The organism is Comamonas granuli NBRC 101663, from assembly GCF_000739995.1.
Lineage (GTDB): Bacteria > Pseudomonadota > Gammaproteobacteria > Burkholderiales > Burkholderiaceae_C > Simplicispira > Simplicispira granuli.
Window position 1 is genome coordinate 255510 of record NZ_BBJX01000004.1, and the last position, 21211, is coordinate 276720.

Here is a 21211-nt window from a genome sequence, read left to right on the forward strand (position 1 = left end):
CGCGCTAAATGTCCGGTGGACGACAGGAGTTGGCAGGCCGCTGGCGTGCCGGGACACTTCGGGCTCCCCCCTGCACAGGAGCCGACAGGAAAGCAATGATGATGTGGAACAAAAGGACATTCTTGGGTGGCTTGGGCGCGGTGGCGCTGGCGCCGTGGTCCCCGGCCCGAGCGGCGCAAGGCGTGAGCGACAGTGAGATCGTGCTCGGCCAGTCGCTGGACCTGAGCGGGCCGCTGGCCGCCATGGCGCCCGACATCGTGAACGCCACCCAGGTGTTTTTCGACGCGGTGAATGCCCAGGGCGGCATCCAGGGCCGGCGCGTGCGCCTGGTGACGCTCGACGACGGCTACAAGCCCGACAACACGGTGAAGAACGTGGAGCGCATGATCGCCGAGACCGACGTGTTTGCGCTGTGCAATCTCACGGGAACGGCCAACGTGGCGGCCATACTGCCCCGGCTGGCCCAGGAAAGCCCGCCCGTGCCGCTGATCGCACCGTTCACGGGCGCCGGTCTGCTGCGCGAGCCCGCCCTGGACCATGTCTTCCATCTGCGCGCCAGCTATGGCGACGAGGTGGACAAGCTGGTGGAGCACCTCACGACCATCGGCGTGCCGCGCATCTCCGTGCTCTGGACGGCCAACGCCTTCGGCAAGGACGGGCTGGAGGGCGCGCGCCAGGCCATGGGCAAGCGCGGGCAGAAGCTGCATTCCGACGCCTCGCTGCAGGCGGACTCCTCGGATGTGCAGCAGGCCGTGGCCAAGCTGGCCGCTACCGAACCCGACTCCATCATCATGATCACCGCCGGCGCGCCCACGGTGTCGTTCATCAAGGCCTACCGCCAGATCAACCGGGGGACGCGCTTCTACACGCTCTCGGTCATGGGCACCCAGGCCACGCTGCGCGCCCTGGGCGAGGACGGCGTGGGGGTGGTGGTGACCTCGGTGGTGCCCTTTCCCTGGAGCCAGGGCCTGCCGTTGGCGCGCGAATACCGCCGTGCGCTGGAGAAGGCGGGCATGCAGCGCCATGTCTCGTTCCTGGGCCTGGAGGCCTACATGAACGCCAAGGTGATTGCCGAGGGCCTGCGCCGCGCGGGCCGGGACCTCACGCGCACGCGCTTCGTGCAGGCGCTGGAGTCGCTGCGCCATTTCGACATCGGCGGCTTCACCGTTGACTACGGCAAGGGCGTGCGCCAGGGATCGCGGTTTGTGGATTTGACCATCATCGGCAAGGGCGAGAAGTTCACCCGTTAGGATGGTGCGTGGTCGCACTTTTTGTTTCTAAAGGAGTACACATGTTGGGTTTGATGCAGAGTCAGCCATTGCTGATTTCCTCTTTGATCGACTTCGCCGAACGCCACCATGGCGATGGCGAGATCGTCTCGCGCCGCGTGGAAGGCGATGTCCACCGTTACACCTACAAGGACCTGGCGGCGCGTTCGCGCCAACTGGCCAATGCCCTGGACGCCATGGGCCTGCAATTCTCCGACCGCGTGGCCACGCTGGCGTGGAACGGTTACCGCCACATGGAGATGTACTTCGGCGTCAGCGGTTCGGGCCGCGTGCTGCACACCATCAACCCGCGCCTGCACCCCGAGCAGATCGCCTGGATCATCAACCACGCCGAAGACCAGGTGCTGTGTTTCGACGCCACCTTCCTGCCCCTGGTGCAGGCCGTGCATGCCAAATGCCCGACGGTGAAGAAGTGGGTGATGCTCTGCGACGCCGACAAGCTGCCTGCCGACAGCGGCGTGCCCGGCCTGGCGAGCTATGAGGCCTGGATCGCCGCCTATCCCACCACCTATGCCTGGCCCGAGTTCGACGAGAACACGGCATCGAGCATGTGCTACACCAGCGGCACCACGGGCAACCCCAAGGCGGCGCTGTACAGCCACCGCTCCACGGTGCTGCACGCCTACGCCGCGGCCCTGCCGGATGTGATGTGCCTGTCGGCGCGCGACGCCGTGCTGCCCGTGGTGCCCATGTTCCACGTCAACGCCTGGGGCATTCCCTATTCGGGCGCGCTCACCGGCTGCAAGCTGGTGTTCCCCGGTCCGGCGCTCGACGGCAAGTCGGTGTACGAGCTCATGGAGGCCGAGCAGGTGACCTACGCCGCCGGCGTGCCCACGGTGTGGCAGATGCTGCTGGGCCACATGAAGCCTGCGGGCCTCAAGTTCTCCTCGCTCAAGCGCACGGTCATTGGCGGCTCGGCCTGCCCGCCCGCCATGATCACGGCCTTCCAGGAAGAGTACGGCGTGGAAGTGCTGCACGCCTGGGGCATGACGGAGATGAGCCCGCTGGGCACGCTGTGCACGCTCAAGAACAAGCAGCTGCGCCTGTCGGCCGACGAGCAGATGAAGATCCGCCAGAAGCAGGGCCGGGCGATCTTCGGCGTGGACATGAAGATCGTCGACGGCGAGGGCCAGGAGCTGCCCTGGGACGGCAAGACCTACGGCGACCTGCTGGTGCGCGGCCCCTGGATCCTGGACACCTACTACAAGGGTGAGAGCCCGCTGATCAAGGATGCCCGCGGCCATGGCTGGTTCCCCACGGGCGACGTGGCGACCATCGACGCCGCCGGCTTCATGCAGATCACGGACCGCAGCAAGGACGTGATCAAGTCCGGCGGCGAGTGGATCAGCTCCATCGACGTGGAGAACATCGCCATGGCGCACCCGGCCATCGCCATGGCCGCCTGTGTGGGCATGCCGCACCCCAAGTGGGACGAGCGCCCCATCGTGGTCGTGGTCAAGAAGCCCGGCGCCGAGGTCACGCGCGAGGAACTGCTGAAGTTCTACGAGGGCAAGACCGCCAAGTGGCAGATCCCCGACGACGTGGTGTTCGTCGAGGCCATCCCGCTCGGGGCCACCGGCAAGATGCTCAAGACACGGCTGCGCGAGCAGCTCAAGGACTACAGGTTGCCGGGCCTGTGAGCTGACGGCTGCCGCGGCATCAGCATGCCGCGGCAGTCGCGTGGGTGATAGGGGCTAGGGACAATCCCTGAGCTTTGATGCACCGCAAAACGGTACGCTGCAATTGTTGAACCACACTGGAGACTGAATATGAAATTTGCTATCAAAGCAGTAGCTGCTTCCGTAATCTTGGTAAGCGCTGGCGGCGCATTTGCCCAAAAAGGTGAAACCGTCAAGATTGCCTGGATGGATCCGCTGTCGGGCCTCATGGCCGCGGTGGGCACGAACCAGCTCAAGAGCTGGCAGTTTCTGGCGGAAGAGTTCAACAAGAAGAACGTTGCGGGCGTGAAGTTCGAGATCATCGGCATCGACAACAAGCTCAGCCCGCAGGAGACCAGCAGCGCCCTGCGCTCGGCCATCGACCAGGGCGTGCGCTACGTGGTGCAGGGCAACGGCTCCGGCCCGGCCCTGGCCATCATGGACGCGCTGGAGAAGCACAACGCCCGCAACCCCGGCAAGGAGGTGCTGTACCTCAACTACGCAGCCGTGGACCCCGACCTGACCAACAGCAAGTGCAGCTACTGGCACTTCCGCCTCGATGCCGACACCTCCATGAAGATGGAGGCCTTGACCACCTACATGAAGGACATTCCCGAGGTCAAGAAGGTCTACCTGATCAATCAGAACTACTCGCACGGTCACCAGGTTTCCAAGTACGCCAAGGAAATGCTCAAGCGCAAGCGCCCGGACGTGCAGATCGTGGGCGACGACCTGGCGCCTCTGGCCCAGGTGCGTGACTTCTCGCCCTACATCGCCAAGATCAAGGCCTCGGGCGCCGATACCGTGATCACCGGCAACTGGGGCTCCGACCTGGCCCTGCTGATCAAGGCGGCCAACGATGCGGGCCTGAACAACGTCAACTTCTACACCTACTACGGCTCCGTCTCGGGCACGCCCACGGCCATGGGCGCCAACGCCGCAGGGCGTGTGTACATGGTGGCCTATTCGCACATGAACCTGCCTGGCCCGCTGAACCAGATCGTCGTGGACTACAAGAAGAAGTTCAACGACGACATGTACACCGGCGCCGTGTACCACGGCTTTGCCATGCTGTCCGAAGCCTTTGCCAAGGCCAAGTCCACCGAGCCGGCCAAGGTGGCTCCCGTGCTCGAGGGCATGAAGTTCAAGAGCTTCAACGGCGAGGTCGAGATGCGCAAGACCGACCACCAGCTCCAGCAGGGCCTGTTCATCTCCAAGTGGGAGAAGGCCGGCGGCAAGTACCCGCTCGACTCCGAGAACACCGGCTACACCTTCGTACCGGTGAAGTACTACGAGCCCTATGTGGCGAGCACGCCGACTTCGTGCCAGATGAAGCGTCCCTCCTGATCGGGGTCTCCAGCTTGGCCAGGGGCCCGAGGAGTTCGGGCCTCTTTTTTTGACCTTGTAGCGTGCTTTTTTCCGATGAATCTTGAATTTTTTGTCATCTCCATGCTCAACGGCGTGAGCTATGGGCTGCTGCTGTTCATGCTCAGCTCGGGGCTTACGCTGATCTTCAGCATGATGGGTGTGCTCAATTTCGCGCACACGAGTTTTTACATGCTGGGCGCGTACTTCGCCTACACGCTCTCGGGGCTCGTCGGTTTCTGGCCCGCACTGGTCATTGCGCCCCTGCTCGTCGGAGCCATGGGGGCGCTGTTCGAGCGCTACAGCCTGCGCCGCGTGCACAAGTTCGGCCATGTGCCCGAGCTGCTCGTGACCTTCGGCCTGTCCTACCTGGTGCTGGAGGTCGTGCAGCTCGTGTGGGGGCGCTCCACGGTGCCCTACGGCCTGCCCGAGCAACTGCAGGGGCCGCTGTTCACGCTGTTCAACACGCAGTTCCCCAAGTCGCGCTCCTTCATCATGCTGGTGGCGCTGCTCATGCTGCTGGCCGTCTGGCTGCTGCTGACGCGCACGCGCATCGGCCTGGTGATCCAGGCGGCGCTCAAGCACCCGCAGATGACCGAGGCCCTGGGCCACAACGTGCCGCGCGTGTTCATGCTGGTGTTCGGTGGCGGCTGTGCGCTCGCCGGGCTGGCGGGGGTCATCGGCGGCAACACCTACGTCACCGAGCCGGCCATGGCGGCCTCGGTGGGCTCCATCATCTTCGTGGTCGTCGTCGTCGGCGGCATGGGGTCGCTGGCCGGGGCCTTTCTGGCGTCGCTGCTTATCGGCGTCGTGCAGACCTTTGCCGTGGCCATCGACGAGTCGCTCGCCAGCGGCCTGCAGGCCCTGGGCGTGATGGTTTCCGAGGAAACCTTCGGCTGGCCCGTGCTCAAGCTCACCGTGTCCCAGGTGGCTCCCATCTTGCCGTACCTGTTCCTGGTACTGATCCTGATCTTCCGCCCCAAGGGCCTGCTGGGCACGCGGGAGGACTGACCCCATGACTACCACTACTGCATCCACTCCCGGTTCCTACTACCGCTTCAAGCCCTGGAACGTCGGCCGTCTCCTCGTCTGGGGCCTGTTCGCGCTGCTGCTCATCGTCGCACCGCTGCTGTTCACCAGCAGCCTGGCGCTGACCATGCTGTCGCAGATCGGCTACCTCATCATCATCTGCCTGAGCTACAACATGCTGCTGGGGCAGGGCGGCATGCTGTCCTTCGGCCACGCCGTGTACACCGGCCTGGGCTCGTTCATCGCCATCCATGCCATGAACCTGGCCGGCAAGGGCGCGCTGCCGATCCCGCTGGTGTTCATCCCCCTGGTGGGCGGGCTGGCGGGCATGCTGTTTGCCGTGCTGCTGGGCTACGTCACGACCAAGAAGGCGGGCACCACCTTCGCCATGATCACGCTGGGCATCGGCGAGCTCGTGGCGTCCATGGCGCTGATGTTCCCCGAGTTCTTCGGCGGCGAGGGCGGCATCACCACCGACCGCGTCTATGGCGGCTCCTTCCTGGGCATCACGTTCGGCCCGGCCATCCAGGTGTACTACCTGATCGCCGTCTACTGCTTCGTCTGCACGGCCGCCATGTTCGCCTTCACGGGCACGCCGCTGGGGCGCATCCTCAATGCGGTGCGCGACAACCCCGAGCGCGTGGAGTTCATCGGCTACAACACGCAGCGCGTGCGCTACTTCGCCTTCATCATCGCGGGCTTCTTCGCGGGCATCGGCGGCGGGCTGGCGGCCATCAACTTCGAGATCATCACCGCCGTGGACAGCGTGAGCATCCTGCGCTCGGGCGGCTACCTGCTGTTCACCTTCCTGGGCGGCGCGACGTTCTTCTTCGGCCCCATCATCGGCGCGGTGCTGCTGGTGTTTGCCTCGGTGCTGCTGTCCGAGCTGACCAAGGCCTGGCTGCTCTACCTGGGCCTGGTGTTCCTGTTCATGGTGATGTACGCGCCCGGCGGCGTGGCCAGCCTGATCATGATGAACCTGCGCGTGGCCAAGTACGGCAAGCTGCGCGCGCTGTTGCCGTCCTACCTGGGCCTGGCGGGCACGGGGCTGGTGGCCATGCTGGGCGCCGCCTGCATGGTCGAGATGACCTACCACCTGCAGCTCAACGCCGCCCTCGGCCCGGAGATGACCTTCCTGGGCGCCACGCTCAACGCCAAGGCGCTGGCGAGCTGGTTTGGTTCGGGTTTTGTGCTGCTCACGGGCCTGGGCCTGTTCGAGCTGTGCCGGCGCGAGTACGTGCGCCAGTGGGGCCGCATCCAGGAAGAGATCGAACACGAAATCAAGCGCGGGGAGGCGCTGTAATCCATGGCGCAAGACGCAACGACCTATTCGCTGGAGCTGCGCGACCTGCGCAAGAGCTTCGGCAAGACCGAGATCATCCGCGGCGCCAACCTGGCCGTGAAGGCCGGCGAGCGCGTGGCCATCATCGGCCCCAATGGCGCGGGCAAGTCCACGCTGTTCAACCTGATCAGCGGGCGCTTCGCCCCCACCAGCGGCGAAGTGCTGCTGCACGGCCAGCGCATCGACGGCAAGAAGCCCTTCGAGATCAACCGCATGGGCCTCTCGCGCAGCTTCCAGATCACGAACATCTTTCCCAACCTCAGCGTGTTCGAGAACCTGCGCTGCGGGGTGCTCTGGAGCATGGGCTACAAGTACACCTTCCTGCGCTTTCTCTCGGGGCTGCACGACGCCAACGAGCGTGCCCGCCAGCTCATGGAGATGATCAAGCTGGAGAAAAAGCGCGACACGCTGGCGGTGAACCTCACCTACGCCGAGCAGCGCGCGCTGGAGATCGGCATCACCATCGCCGGCGGTGCCAGCTGCATCCTGCTCGACGAGCCCACCGCCGGCATGAGCCGCAGCGAGACGGCACGCTTCATCCACCTCATCAAGGAGGTGACCGAAGGCCGCACCCTGCTGACCGTGGAGCACGACATGGGCGTGGTCTTCGGCCTGGCCGACAAGATCGCCGTGGTGGTGTACGGCGAGGTGATTGCCTTCGACACACCGGAGAACGTGCGCGCCAACCAGCGCGTGCAAGAGGCCTACCTGGGCTCGGCCATTGCGGATGCGCAAGCGGAAGGGCATTGACTGACATGCTGAAAATCGACAATCTGCACGCCTACTACGGCAAAAGCCATGTGCTGCATGGCGTGAACCTTGAAGTGCAGCCGGGCGAGATCGTCGCCCTGCTGGGGCGCAACGGCTCGGGGCGCTCGACCACGGCCAAGGCCATCATGGGCCTGGTGGACTGGGAGGGCGCGCTGCACTGGAAGGGCCAGAGCCTGGCGGGCAAGAAGGCCTACGAAGTGGCCCACCTGGGCATCGGCTACGTGCCCGAGAGCCGCGACGTGTTCCCCAACCTCACGGTGCACCAGAACCTGATGCTGGGCCAGAAGGGCAGTGGCAAGGGCAGCCGCTGGTCGTTTGACGACATGTACGCCATGTTCCCGCGCCTGCACGAGCGGCGCAACATCGAGGCGGGCGTGATGTCCGGCGGCGAGCAGCAGATGCTCACGCTGTGCCGCACGCTCATGGGCGACCCGGACCTGATCATCATCGACGAACCCACCGAGGGCCTGGCGCCCAAGATCGTCGAACTGGTGGGCCAGTACCTGCGCAAGATCAAGGAGCGCGGCGTATCGGTGCTGCTCATCGAGCAAAAGCTCACCATCGCCATGACGATTTCCGACCGCGCGCTGGTCATGGGCCACGGCAGCATCGTGTTCACGGGCACGCCCGACGAGCTGCGCGCCAACAGCTACGTGCGCAAGGAGTGGCTGGAGGTCTGACGGGCAGCGTTCGGACCTCTCGGGCGCCTCGCGCAAACGTGCCGGGCGCCTTTTTTTGCCTTTGTCCCAGGCGAGACAAAGCCCCGCTGGCAAAGCGGGCAGAACTCTCTACAATCAAAATCGCACGATCGTTCTTTTTTACTTTCCAAGGAACAACAGCATGACCGCTGAATACAAAGTCCACGGCAACGTCGCCGTGATCACGCTGGCCAACCCGCCTGTGAACGGCCTGGGCCTCTCCACCCGCCAGGGCATCGTGGACGGCCTGGAAAAGGCGCAGCAGGATGCCGCCGTCAAGTCCATCGTCATCACCGGCGCCGGGGGCGCGTTCTCGGGCGGCGCGGACATCAAGGAGTTCGGCACCGACAAGGCCATGCAGGAGCCCAACCTGAACTCCGTGATCGCGGCCATCGAGAACTCGGACAAGCCCGTCGTGGCAGCGATCCACAGCGTGGCCATGGGCGGCGGCCTGGAGCTAGCCCTGGGTTGCCACTACCGCGTCGCGGCCCCCGGCTGCAGCGTGGCCCTGCCTGAAGTGAAGCTGGGCATCCTACCCGGTGCCGGCGGCACGCAGCGCCTGCCGCGCGTGCTCGGCGTGGAGCCCGCCCTGAACATGATCGTGAGCGGCGAAGCCATCAAGAGCGAAATGCTCGCCATGCTGCCCGGCCAGAAGCTGTTCGACAAGCTGGTGGCCTCGCCCGAGGCGCTGGCCGCCGAGGCCCTGGCCTTTGCCCAGAGCGTGGCCGACGTGCGCCCGCTGCCCCTGGTGCGCAACCTGCCGTGCAAGCATCCCCAGGGCGACGCGTACTTCCAGTTCGCGCGCAACATGGTCAAGGGCATGAGCAAGAACTTCCCGGCCCCCGCCAAGTGCGTGGATGCCGTCGAGGCCGCCACCAAGGGCAAGTTCGCCGATGGCCTGGCCGCCGAGCGCGAGATTTTCATCCACCTGATGTGGACCCCCGAGTCACGCTCGCTGCGCCACCTGTTCCTGGCCGAGCGCGCCGCGAGCAAGATCCCCGACGTGCCCGCCGACACCCCCAAGCGCGAGATCAAGTCCGTGGCCGTGATCGGTGCCGGCACCATGGGCGGCGGCATCTCCATGAACTTCCTGAACGCCGGCATCCCCGTCAAGATCCTGGAAATGAAGCAGGAGGCGCTGGACCGCGGCATCGCCACCATCCGCAAGAACTATGAAGCCCAGGTCAAGAAGGGCAAGCTGAAGGCAGACAAGTACGAGCAGCGCATGGCCCTGCTGTCCACCACGCTGTCGTATGACGACCTGAAGGACGCCGACCTCGTGATCGAGGCCGTGTTCGAGGAAATCGGCGTCAAGGAGGCCGTGTTCAAGCAGCTCGACGCCGTGATGAAGCCCGGCGCCATCCTGGCCTCCAACACCTCCACGCTGGACGTGAACAAGATCGCCCACTTCACCCAGCGTCCGCAGGACGTGGTGGGCCTGCACTTCTTCAGCCCCGCCAACGTGATGAAGCTGCTCGAAGTGGTGCGCGGCGACGCCACCGCCAAGGACGTGCTGGCCACCGTGATGCAGCTTGCCAAGAAGATCAAGAAGACCGCCGTGGTCTCCGGCGTGTGCGACGGCTTCATCGGCAACCGCATGATCGAGCAGTACAGCCGCCAGGCCGGCTTCCTGCTGGACGAAGGCTGCACCCCTGCGCAGGTGGACAAGGCCATCGAGAAGTTCGGCTTCGCCATGGGCCCGTTCCGCATGGGCGACCTGGCCGGCAACGACATCGGCTGGGCCATCCGCAAGCGCCGCGCCGTCGAGCACCCCGACATGAAGTACAGCAAGACCGCCGACCTGCTGTGCGAGAAGGGGCGCTTTGGCCAGAAGACCGGCGCGGGCTGGTACGACTACGTGCCCGGCAAGCGCGACGCCATCCCGAATGCCGAAGTGGTGCAGATGATCGAAGAGCACCGCAAGTCCCTGGGCATCACGCCGCGCAAGATCTCCGACGAGGAAATCGTGCAGCGCCTGGTGTTCAGCCTGGTCAACGAGGCCGCCCACATCCTCGAAGAAGGCATTGCCAACAAGGCCAGCGACATCGATGTGGTCTACATCTTCGGCTACGGCTTCCCCGTGCACCGCGGCGGTCCGCTGAACTACGCCAACGAGGTCGGCCTGTTCAACGTGGTCCAGGCCATGAAGCGCTTCGCCAAGAACCCGCTGGACGACGCCCAGTTCTGGCAGCCCGCGCCCCTGCTGGCGCGCCTGGCGGCCGAAGGCAAGACCTTCCAGTGAGCGAGCCCTTCTTCACCGAACAAAGGATTTGACATGACCTCCGCAGTGATCGTTTCCACCGCCCGCACCCCACTCGCCAAGAGCTGGAAGGGTTCCTTCAACATGACCCACGGCGCCACCCTGGGCGGCCATGCCGTGCGGCATGCCGTGCAGCGCGCCGGCATCGACCCGGCCACGGTTGACGACGTCATCATGGGCTGCGCCAACCCCGAAGGCGCTACCGGCATGAACATTGCACGCCAGATTGCGCTGCAGGCCGGCCTGCCCATCACCACCTCGGGCATGACCATCAACCGCTTCTGCTCCTCGGGCCTGCAGACCATCGCCACCGCCAGCCAACGCATCATCGCGGGCGAGGGCGAGGTGTACGTCGCCGGCGGCGTGGAGAGCATCTCCTGCGTGCAGCAGGAGATGAACCAGCACATGCTGATGGACCACTCGATCACCAAGCCCGAGCTTTACTGGTCCATGCTGCAAACCGCCGAGATGGTGGCCAAGCGCTACGGCATCGGCCGCGACGCCATGGACGAATACGGCGCCGCCAGCCAGCAAAAGGCCTGCGCGGCCCAGGCCGCCGGCCTGTTCGACGCCGAGATCGCCCCCATCACCGTGACCGCGGGCGTGGCCGACAAGCTCATGGGCCTGACGACCAAGCAGGTCACCGTGAGCAAGGACGAAGGCACGCGCGAAGGCACGACCAAGGAAGGCATCAGCGGCATCCGCCCCGCGCTGCCCGGTGGCGTGGTGGCCGCGGGCAACGCCAGCCAGTTCTCCGACGGTGCGGGCGCCTGCGTGGTGGTGAGCGAGGAATTTGCCACGCGCAACAACCTCCAGCCCCTGGGCCGCTTCCTGGGCTTTGCCGTCGCCGGCTGCGAGCCGGACGAAATGGGCATCGGCCCCGTCTTCGCCGTGCCCAAGGTGCTCAAGAAGCTGGGCCTGACGGTGCAGGACATCGACCTGTGGGAGCTGAACGAGGCCTTCGCCGTGCAGGTGCTCTACTGCCGCGACAAGCTGGGCATTCCCAATGATCGCCTGAACGTCAATGGCGGCGCCATCGCCCTGGGCCACCCCTACGGCGTGAGCGGCCAGCGCCTGACGGGCCACGCCCTCATCGAGGGCAAGCGCCGCGGTGCCAAGCGCGTGTGCGTGACCATGTGCATCGGCGGCGGCATGGGCGCTGCCGGCGTGTTTGAAGTGCTGTAAGCGCGGATCTGCCCACCAACGAACGCCCCGCGCAGGCCGCAAGGCCTGCGCGGGGCGTTGGCTTTGTGTTCTGGCGAGCGCGATCTGCGCCAGCCGCGCAGCGTGCGAGCCTACAGGTGGAAATCGCCCGCGGCTTCCGGCTGGTACAGCACTTTCCGGATGCGGATATGGCAGGTGCGGTGCGGAATCCGCCAGTTGAAGGCATCGCCCTCCTTGTAGCCCAGGATCGCGGTGCCGATGCCCGAGCAAACCGACAGCTTTCCGGCATGGTCGTCCGCATCCTCCGGGTACACCAGCGCCACTTCCACCTCCTCGTTGTCCACCTGCAGCAAGGCCTTGGAGTTCATGGTGACCACGTCCTCCGCCACTTGCCGCGGATCGACGACGATGGCGCGCGCGATCTCGTGCTCCAGCTCGAAAATGTCCGCGCCCTGTTCGAGCGCGACCAGACTCCCGAGCCGGGCCTTGTCGATTTCGGTGATGTGGATGTCGGCGGTGTGGGCCGCAGGGCTTTCGCGCAGGAGCCGCAGATAGCGCTCCGCGTGCATGGCAAAGGACTTCATCCCGGGCGTCTCGCTTTCCAGCAGGAAGCCGCTGCGCAGGAAGGCCTGCAGCGATCGTGCGTTGTCCGGGTGGATCTTGGCGACGAGCTTCTCGGCCCGCATGTCGAAGAAGGCGAGCTTCATGCCTTCGCGGATCGCGCTGGCTCCGAGCCTGCGGCCCCAGTTGTCGCGGTTGCCGATGACCAGGACCATTTCGCAGTCCGGGCCCTTCTTGACGAGGCGCACGAAGCCGACGGGCACGTCATGCCGGTCGTAGGCCATGAAGAACCGCCCGCCCTGGTTGAACAAATGGGTCAGGATCGGCAACTGGACACGGCCGATGACCTGCTCGATAAAGCGGGAGACATGGCGCGAATCGCTCAGATAGCGCGTCACGCTCTCATCTTCCAACCAGTCCATCAGCGTATGCGCGTTGGCCCGAGTGATTTCGGGACACAGGGAAATGAAAGGCTTGTTCATCTTCACCCCGTTGGGTTTCAAGAATGAAAGCCTTTCAGGGCCTCGGCCATGACGGTTCTTTCGGCAGGGCGCCTATTTTAAGGCAATGCCGTATCCGCTCCGGCGCGAGCGTGGCGCCCTCGCGCGCACTCGCGGTCCGCTTTCGCGCGTCACGCACAAGACATGCCCGTGCGGCCCGGCGCTCCGATAATTTGCCGCATGACGACCTCCCTCCGCTCCACCCTCGATTTCCTGCTCTACGACTGGCTCCAGGCCGAGTCGCTCACCGCGCGCGCGCGCTTTGCCGACCATTCGCGCGAGACCTTCGATGCCGTGATGGACACCTGCGAGCGCATCGCGCGCGAGAAGTACGCGCCCTTCAACCGCACGGTGGACGTGCAGGAGCCGCATTTCGACGGCGAGCAGGTCATCCTGCCGCAATGCACCTACGAGGCGCGCCAGGCCTTCGCCGACAGCGGCATGCTCAGCGCCGCGCAGGATTACGAACTGGGCGGCATGCAGTTGCCCTATGTGGTGGAGTCGGCGGCGGGCAGCTTCTTTGGCTGCGCGTCGATCAGCATCGGCTCCAACCTGCTGACCACGGGCAACGCCAACGCCATCCTGGTGCACGGCACGCCCCTGCAGCAGCAGGTGTTCGCCGCCAACGAGTTCAACGGCCGCTGGGCGGGCACCATGTGCCTGTCGGAGCCGCAGGCGGGCTCGTCCTTGAGCGACATCACCACCCGCGCCGTACCTGACGAGGCCCCTTCGGAAGCCGCCGATGGCTCGGTGCCTTGGGAGCAAGACCCGCTGGGCCCGCGCTACCGCCTGCGCGGCAACAAGATGTGGATCAGCTCGGGCGACCATGAGCTGACCGAGAACATCGTGCACCTGGTGCTGGCCAAGATCCCGGGGCCGGACGGCAAGCTGGTGCCGGGCGTGAAGGGTATCTCGCTGTTCATCGTGCCCAAGAAGCTGGTGGACACCGAGGGCAACCTCACCGGCGAGCGCAACGACGTGGCGCTGGCCGGGCTGAACCACAAGCTGGGCTGGCGCGGCACCACCAACACGCTGCTGAACTTCGGCGAGGGCAAGTACCCGGTGCGCGGCGGCGCGGGCGCCATCGGCTACCTGGTGGGCCAGCCGGGCGAGGGCCTCAAGTGCATGTTCCACATGATGAACGAGGCACGCATCGCCATCGGCATGGCCGCCACCATGCTGGGCCTGGCGGGCTACTACGCCAGCCTGGACTACGCCAAGACGCGCCTGCAGGGCCGCCCCGTCGGCGAGGGCGGCAAGGACGCGAGCAGCCCCCAGGTGCGCCTGATCGAGCATGCCGACGTCAAGCGCATGCTGCTGGCACAAAAGAGCTACAGCGAAGGCGCGCTGGCGCTCAACCTGTACTGCGCCAGGCTGGTGGACGAGGGCCGCACGGGTAGCCCCGAGGCCGCCGCCCAGGCCAGGCTGCTGCTGGAGGTGCTCACCCCCATCGCCAAGAGCTGGCCCAGCGAGTTCTGCCTGGAGGCCAACTCGCTGGCCATCCAGATCCATGGCGGCTACGGCTACACGCGCGACTTCCCGGTGGAGCAGTACTGGCGCGACAACCGCCTGAACATGATCCACGAGGGCACGCACGGCATCCAGGCCGCCGACCTGCTGGGGCGCAAGGTCATCATGCAGGGCGGGGCGGGGCTGCAACTGCTGGCGCGCACCGTCGAAGCCACCATCGCCCAGGCCCGCGCGGTGCCCGCGCTGTCGGGCTATGCCGACCAGCTTGCCCAGGCCCTGCAGGACGTGACTGCCGCCACCCAGGCCGCCTGGTCCACGGGCAAGCCCCACGAGGCCCTGGCCAACGCCGTGCCCTACATGCAGGCCTTTGGCCACATGGTGCTGGCCTGGATGTGGCTGGACGTGGCGTGCAAGGTGCTGGCCCAGGATGCTTCGCTTTCCATAGCTGCCAACGCAGGCCGGATGGGCGCTGCACGCTATTTCTTCCACTACGAGCTGCCCAGGATCGGCGCCTGGCTGGGCGTGGTTTGCACGCGCGACGCCACCTGCGCCAGCCTGGCCGAAGACGCCTTCTGAGGCCCCGCGCGGGCCGGGCGGTTCACCCCATGCGCCGGCGCAGCGCTGCGCTGGCCGCGTCCACGGCCATCGACAGCGCCAGCATCGCCAGGATGACCGTGCCCGCCTGGGCGTGGTGGAACAGCGACAGCTCCACATACAAGAGCTGCCCCAGCCCGCCCGCGCCCACAAAGCCGAGGATGGCCGCCATGCGGATGTTCATTTCCCAGCGGTACAGCGTGTAGGCCAGCAGTTGCGGCGCGGCGCCGGGCAGCGTGCCGTACAGGAAGGCCATGGCGCCGCCGCTGCCCGCCTGGCGCAGCGCGCGCGCGGCCGTGGGCGGGGTGTTCTGCAGCGCCTCGGCGTACAGCCGCCCCAGCACGCCCGTGGTGTGCAGGGCCAGGGCCAGGGCGCCGGCAAACGGCCCCAGGCCCACGGCCAGGGCGGTGAGCGTGGCCCATACCAGCTCGGGCACGGAGCGCAGCAGGTTCAGCAGCAGGTTCCAGGGCGCGCGCCCGCGCGGCAGGGCCAGCAGCAGCGCCAGCAGCGCGGCCAGCAGCGTGCCCACGATGGAGATGGCCAGTGTCTCCCACACGCCGCGCGCCACCTGCCGCAGCCATGGCTGCGCCAGCTCGGGCGGGAAGAAGCCGCCGGCAAACTCGGCCATGCTGCGCGCCGCCTCGGCGGTGAAGAGCGCGGGCAGGTCCATGTCCAGCAGCCACAGGCTAGCCGCCAGGGCGGCCAGCACGGCCAGGGTCAGGGTGCCGCTGCGCCAGCCCAGCGGTGCGGCGCGTGCGGCCGGGGGCGCGTCCAGCGCGCGGCGCAGCCCGCCCGACAGGGCATCGGCCGCCAGCACCAGCAGCATGAAGGTCCCGAGGATGGTGCTGGCCTCGCCGCCGTTGAGCATCTTCATGGCCTGGTCCATGAGCTGGCCCAGCCCGCCCGCGCCCACGAAGCCCATCACCACCGAGGCGCGCACCGCGCATTCCCAGCGGTACACGGTGTAGGAGCTGAGCTCGCGCGCCGCCTGCGGCAGCAGGCCGTAGAGCAGGGCGACGGGCCGGCGCGCGCCGCTGCGCACCAGCGCCTGGGCGGGCGCGGCGGGCACGGATTCGAGGATCTCGGCATACACCTTGCCCAGCATGCCGCCGTAGGCCAGCCCGAGCGCCAGCACGCCCGCCGCTGGCCCCAGGCCGAACACGCGCACGAACACCAGCGCCCACACCAGCTCCGGGATGCCGCGCAACACCGTGAGCAGGCCGCGCGCCACCGGGTTCCACCGGGGGCGCTCACGCGCGGCGTTGCTGGCCCCATAGGCCAGCGGCGCGGCCAGCACGAAGGCCAGGGCCAGCCCCGCGGTGGCAATGGCCAGCGTCTCCAGCGTGGCGCGCGCCAGCAGGGCCAGGAAGTCGGCGCCCGTTTCGGGCGGCAGGAACTGGCGCAGAAAACCGCCCAGCACGCGCAGGTTCTCGGGCGCCAGCAGCGCGGCCAGGTCAAAGCCCGCCGCCTGCAGCAGGGGCCACAGCAGCACGGCGGCCAGCAGTGCGCCGCCCAGCCGCCCGCGTGCGGCCGGGTCGCGCAGGTGCGGGGCGGGCGCGCTCAGCGGCATGCGGCGTAGCCGTCCGGCGGCAGGGGCTGCGGGGGCGCTCCAGCGGGAGCGGGCGCGGCGCCGTCGGGTGGGGCGTACAGCGCCTGCAGCAGCTCGGGCGTGACCGCGCCGGCCGGCAGGTCGAAGACAATGCGCCCCGCGCGCAGGCCCACCACGCGCGCAAAGCAGGCCAGCGCCAGGTCCACCGCGTGCAGGCTGGCGACCAGCGTGGCGCCGCGCGCGGCGGCGTCCTGCACCAGCAGTTGCACGGTGGCCAGGGCCAGCGTGGGGTCGAGGGCGGAGACGGGTTCGTCGGCCAGCAGCAGCTCCGGCTGCTGGTAGAGCACGCGGGCAATGCCCACGCGCTGCAGTTGCCCGCCCGAGAGCTGGTCGCAGCGCGCGAACAGCTTGTCCTGCAATTGCACGCGCTGCAGTGCGGCGTGCGCGCCGGGCAGGTCGGCCGGGTACAGCAGCGAGGCCAGCGCCTTCCATGCGGGCCATTGGCCCAGGCGCCCGGCCAGCACGGCGGTCACCACGCGCTGGCGCGGCGGCAGGGGCGGGGCCTGGTGCACGGTGCCGATGCGCGCGCGCAGCGCCCGCGGCGGGGGCCAGGGGGCGCCCGGTGCCGGGCCCAGGGGGCTGCCCAGCACGCGCACACGGCCGCTGCTGGCGCCCAGGGCCGTGCCCAGGATGTTCAGCAGCGTGGTCTTGCCGGCGCCCGAGGGGCCGATCAGCGCCACATGCTCGCCCTGGCGTGCGGCCAGGGTGATGCCGTGCAGCGCCGCAGGGCCGCCGGGGTGGCACAGGCCCACGCCGTCCAGCTCGAAGCTCATGGGTGCTCTTGTTTCAATAGCTGCTGGCGCTTGCCCTGTAAGCGCCAGAGGCCGATTTGGCTACAAATGGGGCTTACTTGAGCAGGCCGGCGGCCTTGGCCGCGTCCTCGATACCGTCGTAGTTGCGCGGCTCGGTGGCGATGAAGCGCGTGGCGCGCTGCAGCTCCAGGATGGCCTGGTGCCCGGGCTTGGCCGGGTCCAGCGCCAGGAAGGCGGCCTTGATCTTCTGCACCACGGCGGGGTCGAGGTCGCCGCGCACCGTCCAGTTGTAGTCGTAGTAGGGCGGGGTGGTGGCGAACACGCGCACCTTCGCCGGGTCCACCTTCTTCGCCTCGACCAGCTTGTCCCAGACGGAGGCGTTGAGCACGCCGGCCTGCGCCTTGCCCGCAGCCACGAAGGCCACGGTGGCGTCGTGCGCGCCGGAGTAGGCCACGGTCTTGAAGTCGCGCTCGGGCTGGAGGCCCGCCTGCTGCAGGTAGTAGCGCGGCATCAGGCTGCCCGAGGTGGACGAGGGCGCGCCGAAGGCGAAGGTCTTGCCCTTGAGGTCGGCCAGGCCCTGGATGGCGGGGTCGGCGGTGATGAAGCGCGAGGTAAAGCGCGCGTCCTCCTCGCGCTGTACCAGCGGGATGGCCGTGCCGCCCGTGCGGATGCGCGCCTGCACATAGGTGAAGCCGCCCAGCCAGGCCAGGTCCAGCTTGCGCGTGGCCAGCGACTCGACCACGGCGGCGTAGTCCGATACGGGGGTGAACACCACCTTCAGGCCCGTGGCCTGCGACAGGTATTCGCCCAGGGGCTTGAACTTGCGCTGCAGCTCGGTGGGCGCCTCGTCCGGGATGGCGGAGACGCGCAGCACCTGCGGCTCGGCCGCCAGGGCCATGGAGGAAAGAAGGGGGGTGAAGGCAGCGGCAGCGGCAAGGCCCAAACCGCGCAGCGCCGCGCGGCGTGCAGTCCTGGAAGCAATCATGGTGGTGGGCAAGGGGTAGGTGGAATGGGCGCCGGGCCCGGAGCGGGCGGCGCGCACGGGTTTTCATTGTGGCGCAAGGCGGCCCCAGCCGCCTGCGCCCGCGGTGGCGCCAGGCGCCCGGCGGGCGTCAGGGTGCGTCGCCCGGCCAGGGGGCGTCGCCGTAGAGCTACTCGGCGGTGATGCCCACCGCCAGCCGCTCGAGCGGCAGCGGGGGCGGCTCCAGCGGCAGGCGCAGGCGCTGGTAGGCGCCTTCGCTGGACAGGCCGTAGGGTGCGGCGTCACGGTTGTCGAAGGCGTAGACCACGCGGTCGGCGCCGGCCATGACCAGCGCTGCCAGGCACATGGGGCAGGGGTGGCCGCTGGCGTAGACGGTGCAGCCCGCCAGGCTGGGGTGGGCCTGCTGGCGCGTGCCGGCGCGCAGCGCCTGCATCTCGGCATGGGTGCTGGGGTCGTGGCTGTGCACGATGTCGTTCACGCCGGTGGCGATCACCTCGCCACCGCGTGCCAGCACGGCGCCGAAGGGGCGGCCGCCGCGGCGGCGGTTGTCGTGGGCCAGTTGCACGGCCTGGCGCAGCAGGGCGGTATCGGTGGGCATGGAGGACTCCTGAAACATGAGCTTGGTGCGCGGGTCTGGTGCGCTGGGGCGCCCGATTTTCTGTGCAATGCAATGACCTTGCTGGCGAATCGCGCATGTGACACACAGGCGGGCGCCGCCTCGCCACAATAGCTGGTCACCATCCTGCCGCTTTCTGCCGCCAGCACGCCTGCGGTGCAAGGGCAGGCCCCGCCACAGAATATTGGGAGAGCACCTCATGACACGCACCGTCCAGCAACTTTTCGACCTTTCGGGCAAGACCGCCCTCGTCACCGGCGGCTCGCGCGGCCTGGGCCTGCAGATGGCCCATGCGCTGGGCGAGGCCGGCGCGCGCATCATGCTCAGCTCGCGCAAGGCCGGCGACCTGGAGGAGGCCGCCGCCGAACTGCAGGCCGCCGGCATCGACGCGCGCTGGATCGCCGCCGACTGCGCCCAGGAGGCCGACATCGAGCGCCTGGCGCGCGAGACCATGGAGCGCATGGGCGACATCGACATCCTGGTGAACAACGCCGGCGCCACCTGGGGCGCGCCGGCCGAGGACCACCCCCTGGCCGCCTGGGACAAGGTCATGAACCTCAACGTGCGCGGCTACTTCCTGCTGAGCCAGTACGTGGCCAAGCACAGCATGATCGGGCGCAAGAGCGGGCGCATCATCAATATCGCGTCCATCGCGGGCCTGGGCGGCAACCCGGTGGGCATGAAGACCATTGCCTACAACACCTCCAAGGGCGCAGTCCTCAACTTCACGCGCGCGCTGGCCGGGGAGTGGGGCGAGCACGGCATCACCGTCAACGCCATCTGCCCCGGGTTTTTCAAGACCAAGATGGCCACCGTGCTCATTGAATCGCTGGGGGAGGACGCCATGAAGGCCCATGCCCCGCTGCGCCGCCTGGGCGACGACGAAGACCTCAAGGGCATCACCCTGCTGTACGCCAGCGATGCGGGCAAGCACATCACCGGCCAGTGGATGGCGGTCGACGGCGGCGTCAGCGCCCTGGTCGGGGGCTGAGGCCATGGCCCAGGGCAATGGCTTTGGCGTGCACATCCCGTTCGTGGAGCACCTGGGCTTTGCCCTGCACCGCATGGAGGGGGGGGAATCGGAGCTGCGCTATGCGGCGCGTCCTGAGCACCACAACTCGTTCGACGTGACCCACGGCGGCGCCCTGATGACGCTGCTGGACGTGGCCATGGCCACCGCCGCGCGCAGCCAGACGCCCGAGATGGGCGTGGTCACCATCGAGATGAAGACCAGCTTCATGCAGCCCGCGCGCGGGCCGCTGGTGGCCCATGGCAAGCTTCTGCAGCGCACCGCCACCCTGGCCTTCACCGAGGCGCGGGTGCTCGATGCCCAGGGCAAGCTCTGCTGCCACGCCACGGGCACCTTCAAGTACGTGCGCCGCCTGCCGGTGGACGGGCGCCAGGTGCACGCGCTGCAGTCCGTGCCCACGGACTGAGAGAATTTTTCCATCAAATCCGGCTCTAACGTCCTGTTAGCAAGCGCTAGCAGCTATCAATTTAGTAGCAAAAGGAGCTTTCCATGCCACGCAACCAGCAAATCCTGCTCGACAACCGCCCGCAGGGCGAAGCCACGGCGGAGAACTTCCGCCTCGTCGCCACCGACACCCCCGCCCTGCAGGACGGCCAGGTGCTGGTGCGCCACCACTACCTGAGCCTGGACCCGTACATGCGCGGGCGCATGAACGACAGCAAGAGCTACGCCGCCTCCCAGCCCCTGGGCGAGGTGATGATCGGCGGCACCGCGGGCGAGGTGGTGGAGAGCCGCCACCCCAAGTACGCCGTGGGCGACAAGGTGGTGGGCATGGGCGGCTGGCAGGAGTACAGCGTGGTCGACGGCAACGCGCCCGGCATGCTGCGCAAGGTCGATACCACGCACGTGCCGCTGTCGCACTACCTGGGCGCCGTGGGCATGCCCGGCGTGACGGCCTGGTACGGCCTGGTGAAGATCATTGCCCCCAAGGCGGGCGAGACCCTGGTGGTGAGCGCCGCCACGGGCGCCGTGGGCAGCGCCTTCGCGGCCCTGGCCAAGGCGCGCGGCTGCCGCGTGGTGGGCATTGCCGGCGGCCCGGACAAATGCCGCTACGCCACCGAGGAGCTGGGCTTTGACGCCTGCATAGACCACCGCGCGCATGGCGACGTCAAGAGCATGTCACGCGCGCTCAAGGAGGCCTGCCCGAACGGCATCGACGGCTTCTTCGAGAACGTGGGCGGCTACATCCTGGACGCCGTGCTGCTGCGCGCCAACGCCTTCGCGCGCGTGGCCGTGTGCGGCATGATCGCGGGCTACGACGGCCAGCCCCTGCCGCTGCAGAATCCGGCGCTCATCCTCATCAACCGCATGAAGGTCGAGGGCTTCATCGTCAGCGAGCACATGGAAGTGTGGCCCGAGGCGCTCAAGGAGCTGGGCACGCTGGTGGCCACCGGCAAGCTGCGCCCGCGCGAGAGCGTCGCCCAGGGCCTGGCCGCGGCGCCCGAGGCCTTCCTGGGCATGCTCAAGGGCAAGAACTTCGGCAAGCAGCTCGTCAAGCTGGTATGAAGCACCCCTGACCCA

General features: G+C 67.6%; 18 protein-coding genes. 13 read left to right on the plus strand and 5 right to left on the minus strand.

Annotation, left to right across the window (positions count from 1 at the left end; all coding sequences use genetic code 11):
- Positions 1–182 precede the first annotated feature (182 nt).
- From CGR01S_RS04545 to CGR01S_RS04585, 9 genes are all read left to right on the plus strand, one after another.
- Positions 183–1250, plus strand: coding sequence for an ABC transporter substrate-binding protein (locus CGR01S_RS04545; protein ID WP_169742449.1), 1068 nt, complete (start codon positions 183–185; stop codon positions 1248–1250).
- A gap of 41 nt (positions 1251–1291) precedes the next feature.
- Positions 1292–2929, plus strand: coding sequence for a 3-(methylthio)propionyl-CoA ligase (locus CGR01S_RS04550; protein WP_042422910.1), 1638 nt, complete (start codon positions 1292–1294; stop codon positions 2927–2929).
- A gap of 129 nt (positions 2930–3058) precedes the next feature.
- On the plus strand, positions 3059–4294 hold the full coding sequence (locus tag CGR01S_RS04555) for a branched-chain amino acid ABC transporter substrate-binding protein (protein WP_042422913.1): 1236 nt from the start codon (positions 3059–3061) through the stop codon (positions 4292–4294).
- Positions 4295–4369: 75 nt separating this feature from the next.
- Positions 4370–5323, plus strand: coding sequence for a branched-chain amino acid ABC transporter permease (locus CGR01S_RS04560; RefSeq protein WP_042422916.1), 954 nt, complete (start codon positions 4370–4372; stop codon positions 5321–5323).
- Between the two features lie 4 nt (positions 5324–5327).
- Positions 5328–6644, plus strand: a complete 1317-nt coding sequence (locus CGR01S_RS04565; protein ID WP_042422919.1) for a branched-chain amino acid ABC transporter permease — start codon at positions 5328–5330, stop codon at positions 6642–6644.
- A gap of 3 nt (positions 6645–6647) precedes the next feature.
- Entirely contained in the window at positions 6648–7433 is a 786-nt protein-coding gene (locus CGR01S_RS04570) for an ABC transporter ATP-binding protein (protein WP_042422922.1), read from the plus strand.
- A gap of 5 nt (positions 7434–7438) precedes the next feature.
- Positions 7439–8134 (plus strand): ABC transporter ATP-binding protein, encoded by a 696-nt coding sequence (locus CGR01S_RS04575; protein ID WP_042422925.1) that lies wholly within the window; start codon positions 7439–7441, stop codon positions 8132–8134.
- Positions 8135–8294: 160 nt separating this feature from the next.
- On the plus strand, positions 8295–10394 hold the full coding sequence (locus CGR01S_RS04580) for a 3-hydroxyacyl-CoA dehydrogenase NAD-binding domain-containing protein (protein WP_042422927.1): 2100 nt from the start codon (positions 8295–8297) through the stop codon (positions 10392–10394).
- Between the two features lie 33 nt (positions 10395–10427).
- Entirely contained in the window at positions 10428–11597 is a 1170-nt protein-coding gene (locus CGR01S_RS04585; protein ID WP_042422930.1) for an acetyl-CoA C-acyltransferase, read from the plus strand.
- 110 nt (positions 11598–11707) lie between these two features.
- Here CGR01S_RS04585 and CGR01S_RS04590 read toward each other — a convergent pair whose 3' ends face one another.
- A complete protein-coding gene (locus tag CGR01S_RS04590; protein ID WP_042422933.1) occupies positions 11708–12619 on the minus strand; it encodes a bifunctional GNAT family N-acetyltransferase/nucleoside diphosphate kinase regulator in 912 nt (303 codons plus the stop codon).
- Positions 12620–12817: 198 nt separating this feature from the next.
- Between CGR01S_RS04590 and CGR01S_RS04595 the strand changes: the two genes are divergently transcribed.
- Positions 12818–14683, plus strand: a complete 1866-nt coding sequence (locus CGR01S_RS04595) for an acyl-CoA dehydrogenase (protein WP_174435687.1) — start codon at positions 12818–12820, stop codon at positions 14681–14683.
- A 22-nt stretch (positions 14684–14705) separates the two neighbouring features.
- Here CGR01S_RS04595 and CGR01S_RS04600 read toward each other — a convergent pair whose 3' ends face one another.
- The 4 genes from CGR01S_RS04600 to CGR01S_RS04615 all read right to left on the minus strand — a co-directional run bounded on the left by CGR01S_RS04600 (position 14706) and on the right by CGR01S_RS04615 (position 18642).
- Positions 14706–16271, minus strand: a complete 1566-nt coding sequence (locus tag CGR01S_RS04600; protein WP_042422938.1) for a PhnE/PtxC family ABC transporter permease — start codon at positions 16269–16271, stop codon at positions 14706–14708.
- The gene (locus CGR01S_RS04605) at positions 16262–17083 is read right to left on the minus strand and encodes a phosphonate ABC transporter ATP-binding protein (protein WP_042422941.1); all 822 of its coding nucleotides are present in this window, start codon (positions 17081–17083) and stop codon (positions 16262–16264) included. Before CGR01S_RS04605 ends, CGR01S_RS04600 begins: the two co-directional genes overlap by 10 nt.
- A 73-nt stretch (positions 17084–17156) precedes the next feature.
- Positions 17157–18047, minus strand: a complete 891-nt coding sequence (locus tag CGR01S_RS04610) for a putative selenate ABC transporter substrate-binding protein (protein WP_042422946.1) — start codon at positions 18045–18047, stop codon at positions 17157–17159.
- Between the two features lie 166 nt (positions 18048–18213).
- A complete protein-coding gene (locus tag CGR01S_RS04615) occupies positions 18214–18642 on the minus strand; it encodes a nucleoside deaminase (RefSeq protein ID WP_042422949.1) in 429 nt (142 codons plus the stop codon).
- A 217-nt stretch (positions 18643–18859) separates the two neighbouring features.
- On the opposite strand from CGR01S_RS04615, the gene CGR01S_RS04620 reads away from it, so the two are divergent.
- The 3 genes from CGR01S_RS04620 (at position 18860) to CGR01S_RS04630 (ending at position 21196) form a co-directional block, all read left to right on the plus strand.
- A complete protein-coding gene (locus CGR01S_RS04620) occupies positions 18860–19651 on the plus strand; it encodes an SDR family oxidoreductase (RefSeq protein WP_042422953.1) in 792 nt (263 codons plus the stop codon).
- A gap of 4 nt (positions 19652–19655) precedes the next feature.
- The gene (locus tag CGR01S_RS04625) at positions 19656–20096 is read left to right on the plus strand and encodes a PaaI family thioesterase (RefSeq protein WP_042422957.1); all 441 of its coding nucleotides are present in this window, start codon (positions 19656–19658) and stop codon (positions 20094–20096) included.
- An 83-nt stretch (positions 20097–20179) separates the two neighbouring features.
- Positions 20180–21196, plus strand: coding sequence for an NADP-dependent oxidoreductase (locus CGR01S_RS04630; protein WP_042422960.1), 1017 nt, complete (start codon positions 20180–20182; stop codon positions 21194–21196).
- Positions 21197–21211: the final 15 nt, after the last annotated feature.

What these genes read in the sequence shown, in the direction of transcription:
- CGR01S_RS04550 (WP_042422910.1), top strand. Translation starts at nt 1,292, where the DNA reads ATGTTGGGTTTGATGCAGAGTCAGCCATTGCTGATTTCCTCTTTGATC.
- CGR01S_RS04555 (WP_042422913.1), top strand. Translation starts at nt 3,059, where the DNA reads ATGAAATTTGCTATCAAAGCAGTAGCTGCTTCCGTAATCTTGGTAAGC.
- CGR01S_RS04560 (WP_042422916.1), top strand. Translation starts at nt 4,370, where the DNA reads ATGAATCTTGAATTTTTTGTCATCTCCATGCTCAACGGCGTGAGCTAT.
- CGR01S_RS04565 (WP_042422919.1), top strand. Translation starts at nt 5,328, where the DNA reads ATGACTACCACTACTGCATCCACTCCCGGTTCCTACTACCGCTTCAAG.
- CGR01S_RS04570 (WP_042422922.1), top strand. Translation starts at nt 6,648, where the DNA reads ATGGCGCAAGACGCAACGACCTATTCGCTGGAGCTGCGCGACCTGCGC.
- CGR01S_RS04575 (WP_042422925.1), top strand. Translation starts at nt 7,439, where the DNA reads ATGCTGAAAATCGACAATCTGCACGCCTACTACGGCAAAAGCCATGTG.
- CGR01S_RS04580 (WP_042422927.1), top strand. Translation starts at nt 8,295, where the DNA reads ATGACCGCTGAATACAAAGTCCACGGCAACGTCGCCGTGATCACGCTG.
- CGR01S_RS04585 (WP_042422930.1), top strand. Translation starts at nt 10,428, where the DNA reads ATGACCTCCGCAGTGATCGTTTCCACCGCCCGCACCCCACTCGCCAAG.
- CGR01S_RS04590 (WP_042422933.1), bottom strand. Translation starts at nt 12,619, where the DNA reads ATGAACAAGCCTTTCATTTCCCTGTGTCCCGAAATCACTCGGGCCAAC.
- CGR01S_RS04595 (WP_174435687.1), top strand. Translation starts at nt 12,818, where the DNA reads ATGACGACCTCCCTCCGCTCCACCCTCGATTTCCTGCTCTACGACTGG.
- CGR01S_RS04600 (WP_042422938.1), bottom strand. Translation starts at nt 16,271, where the DNA reads ATGCCGCTGAGCGCGCCCGCCCCGCACCTGCGCGACCCGGCCGCACGC.
- CGR01S_RS04605 (WP_042422941.1), bottom strand. Translation starts at nt 17,083, where the DNA reads ATGAGCTTCGAGCTGGACGGCGTGGGCCTGTGCCACCCCGGCGGCCCT.
- CGR01S_RS04610 (WP_042422946.1), bottom strand. Translation starts at nt 18,047, where the DNA reads ATGATTGCTTCCAGGACTGCACGCCGCGCGGCGCTGCGCGGTTTGGGC.
- CGR01S_RS04615 (WP_042422949.1), bottom strand. Translation starts at nt 18,642, where the DNA reads ATGCCCACCGATACCGCCCTGCTGCGCCAGGCCGTGCAACTGGCCCAC.
- CGR01S_RS04620 (WP_042422953.1), top strand. Translation starts at nt 18,860, where the DNA reads ATGACACGCACCGTCCAGCAACTTTTCGACCTTTCGGGCAAGACCGCC.
- CGR01S_RS04625 (WP_042422957.1), top strand. Translation starts at nt 19,656, where the DNA reads ATGGCCCAGGGCAATGGCTTTGGCGTGCACATCCCGTTCGTGGAGCAC.
- CGR01S_RS04630 (WP_042422960.1), top strand. Translation starts at nt 20,180, where the DNA reads ATGCCACGCAACCAGCAAATCCTGCTCGACAACCGCCCGCAGGGCGAA.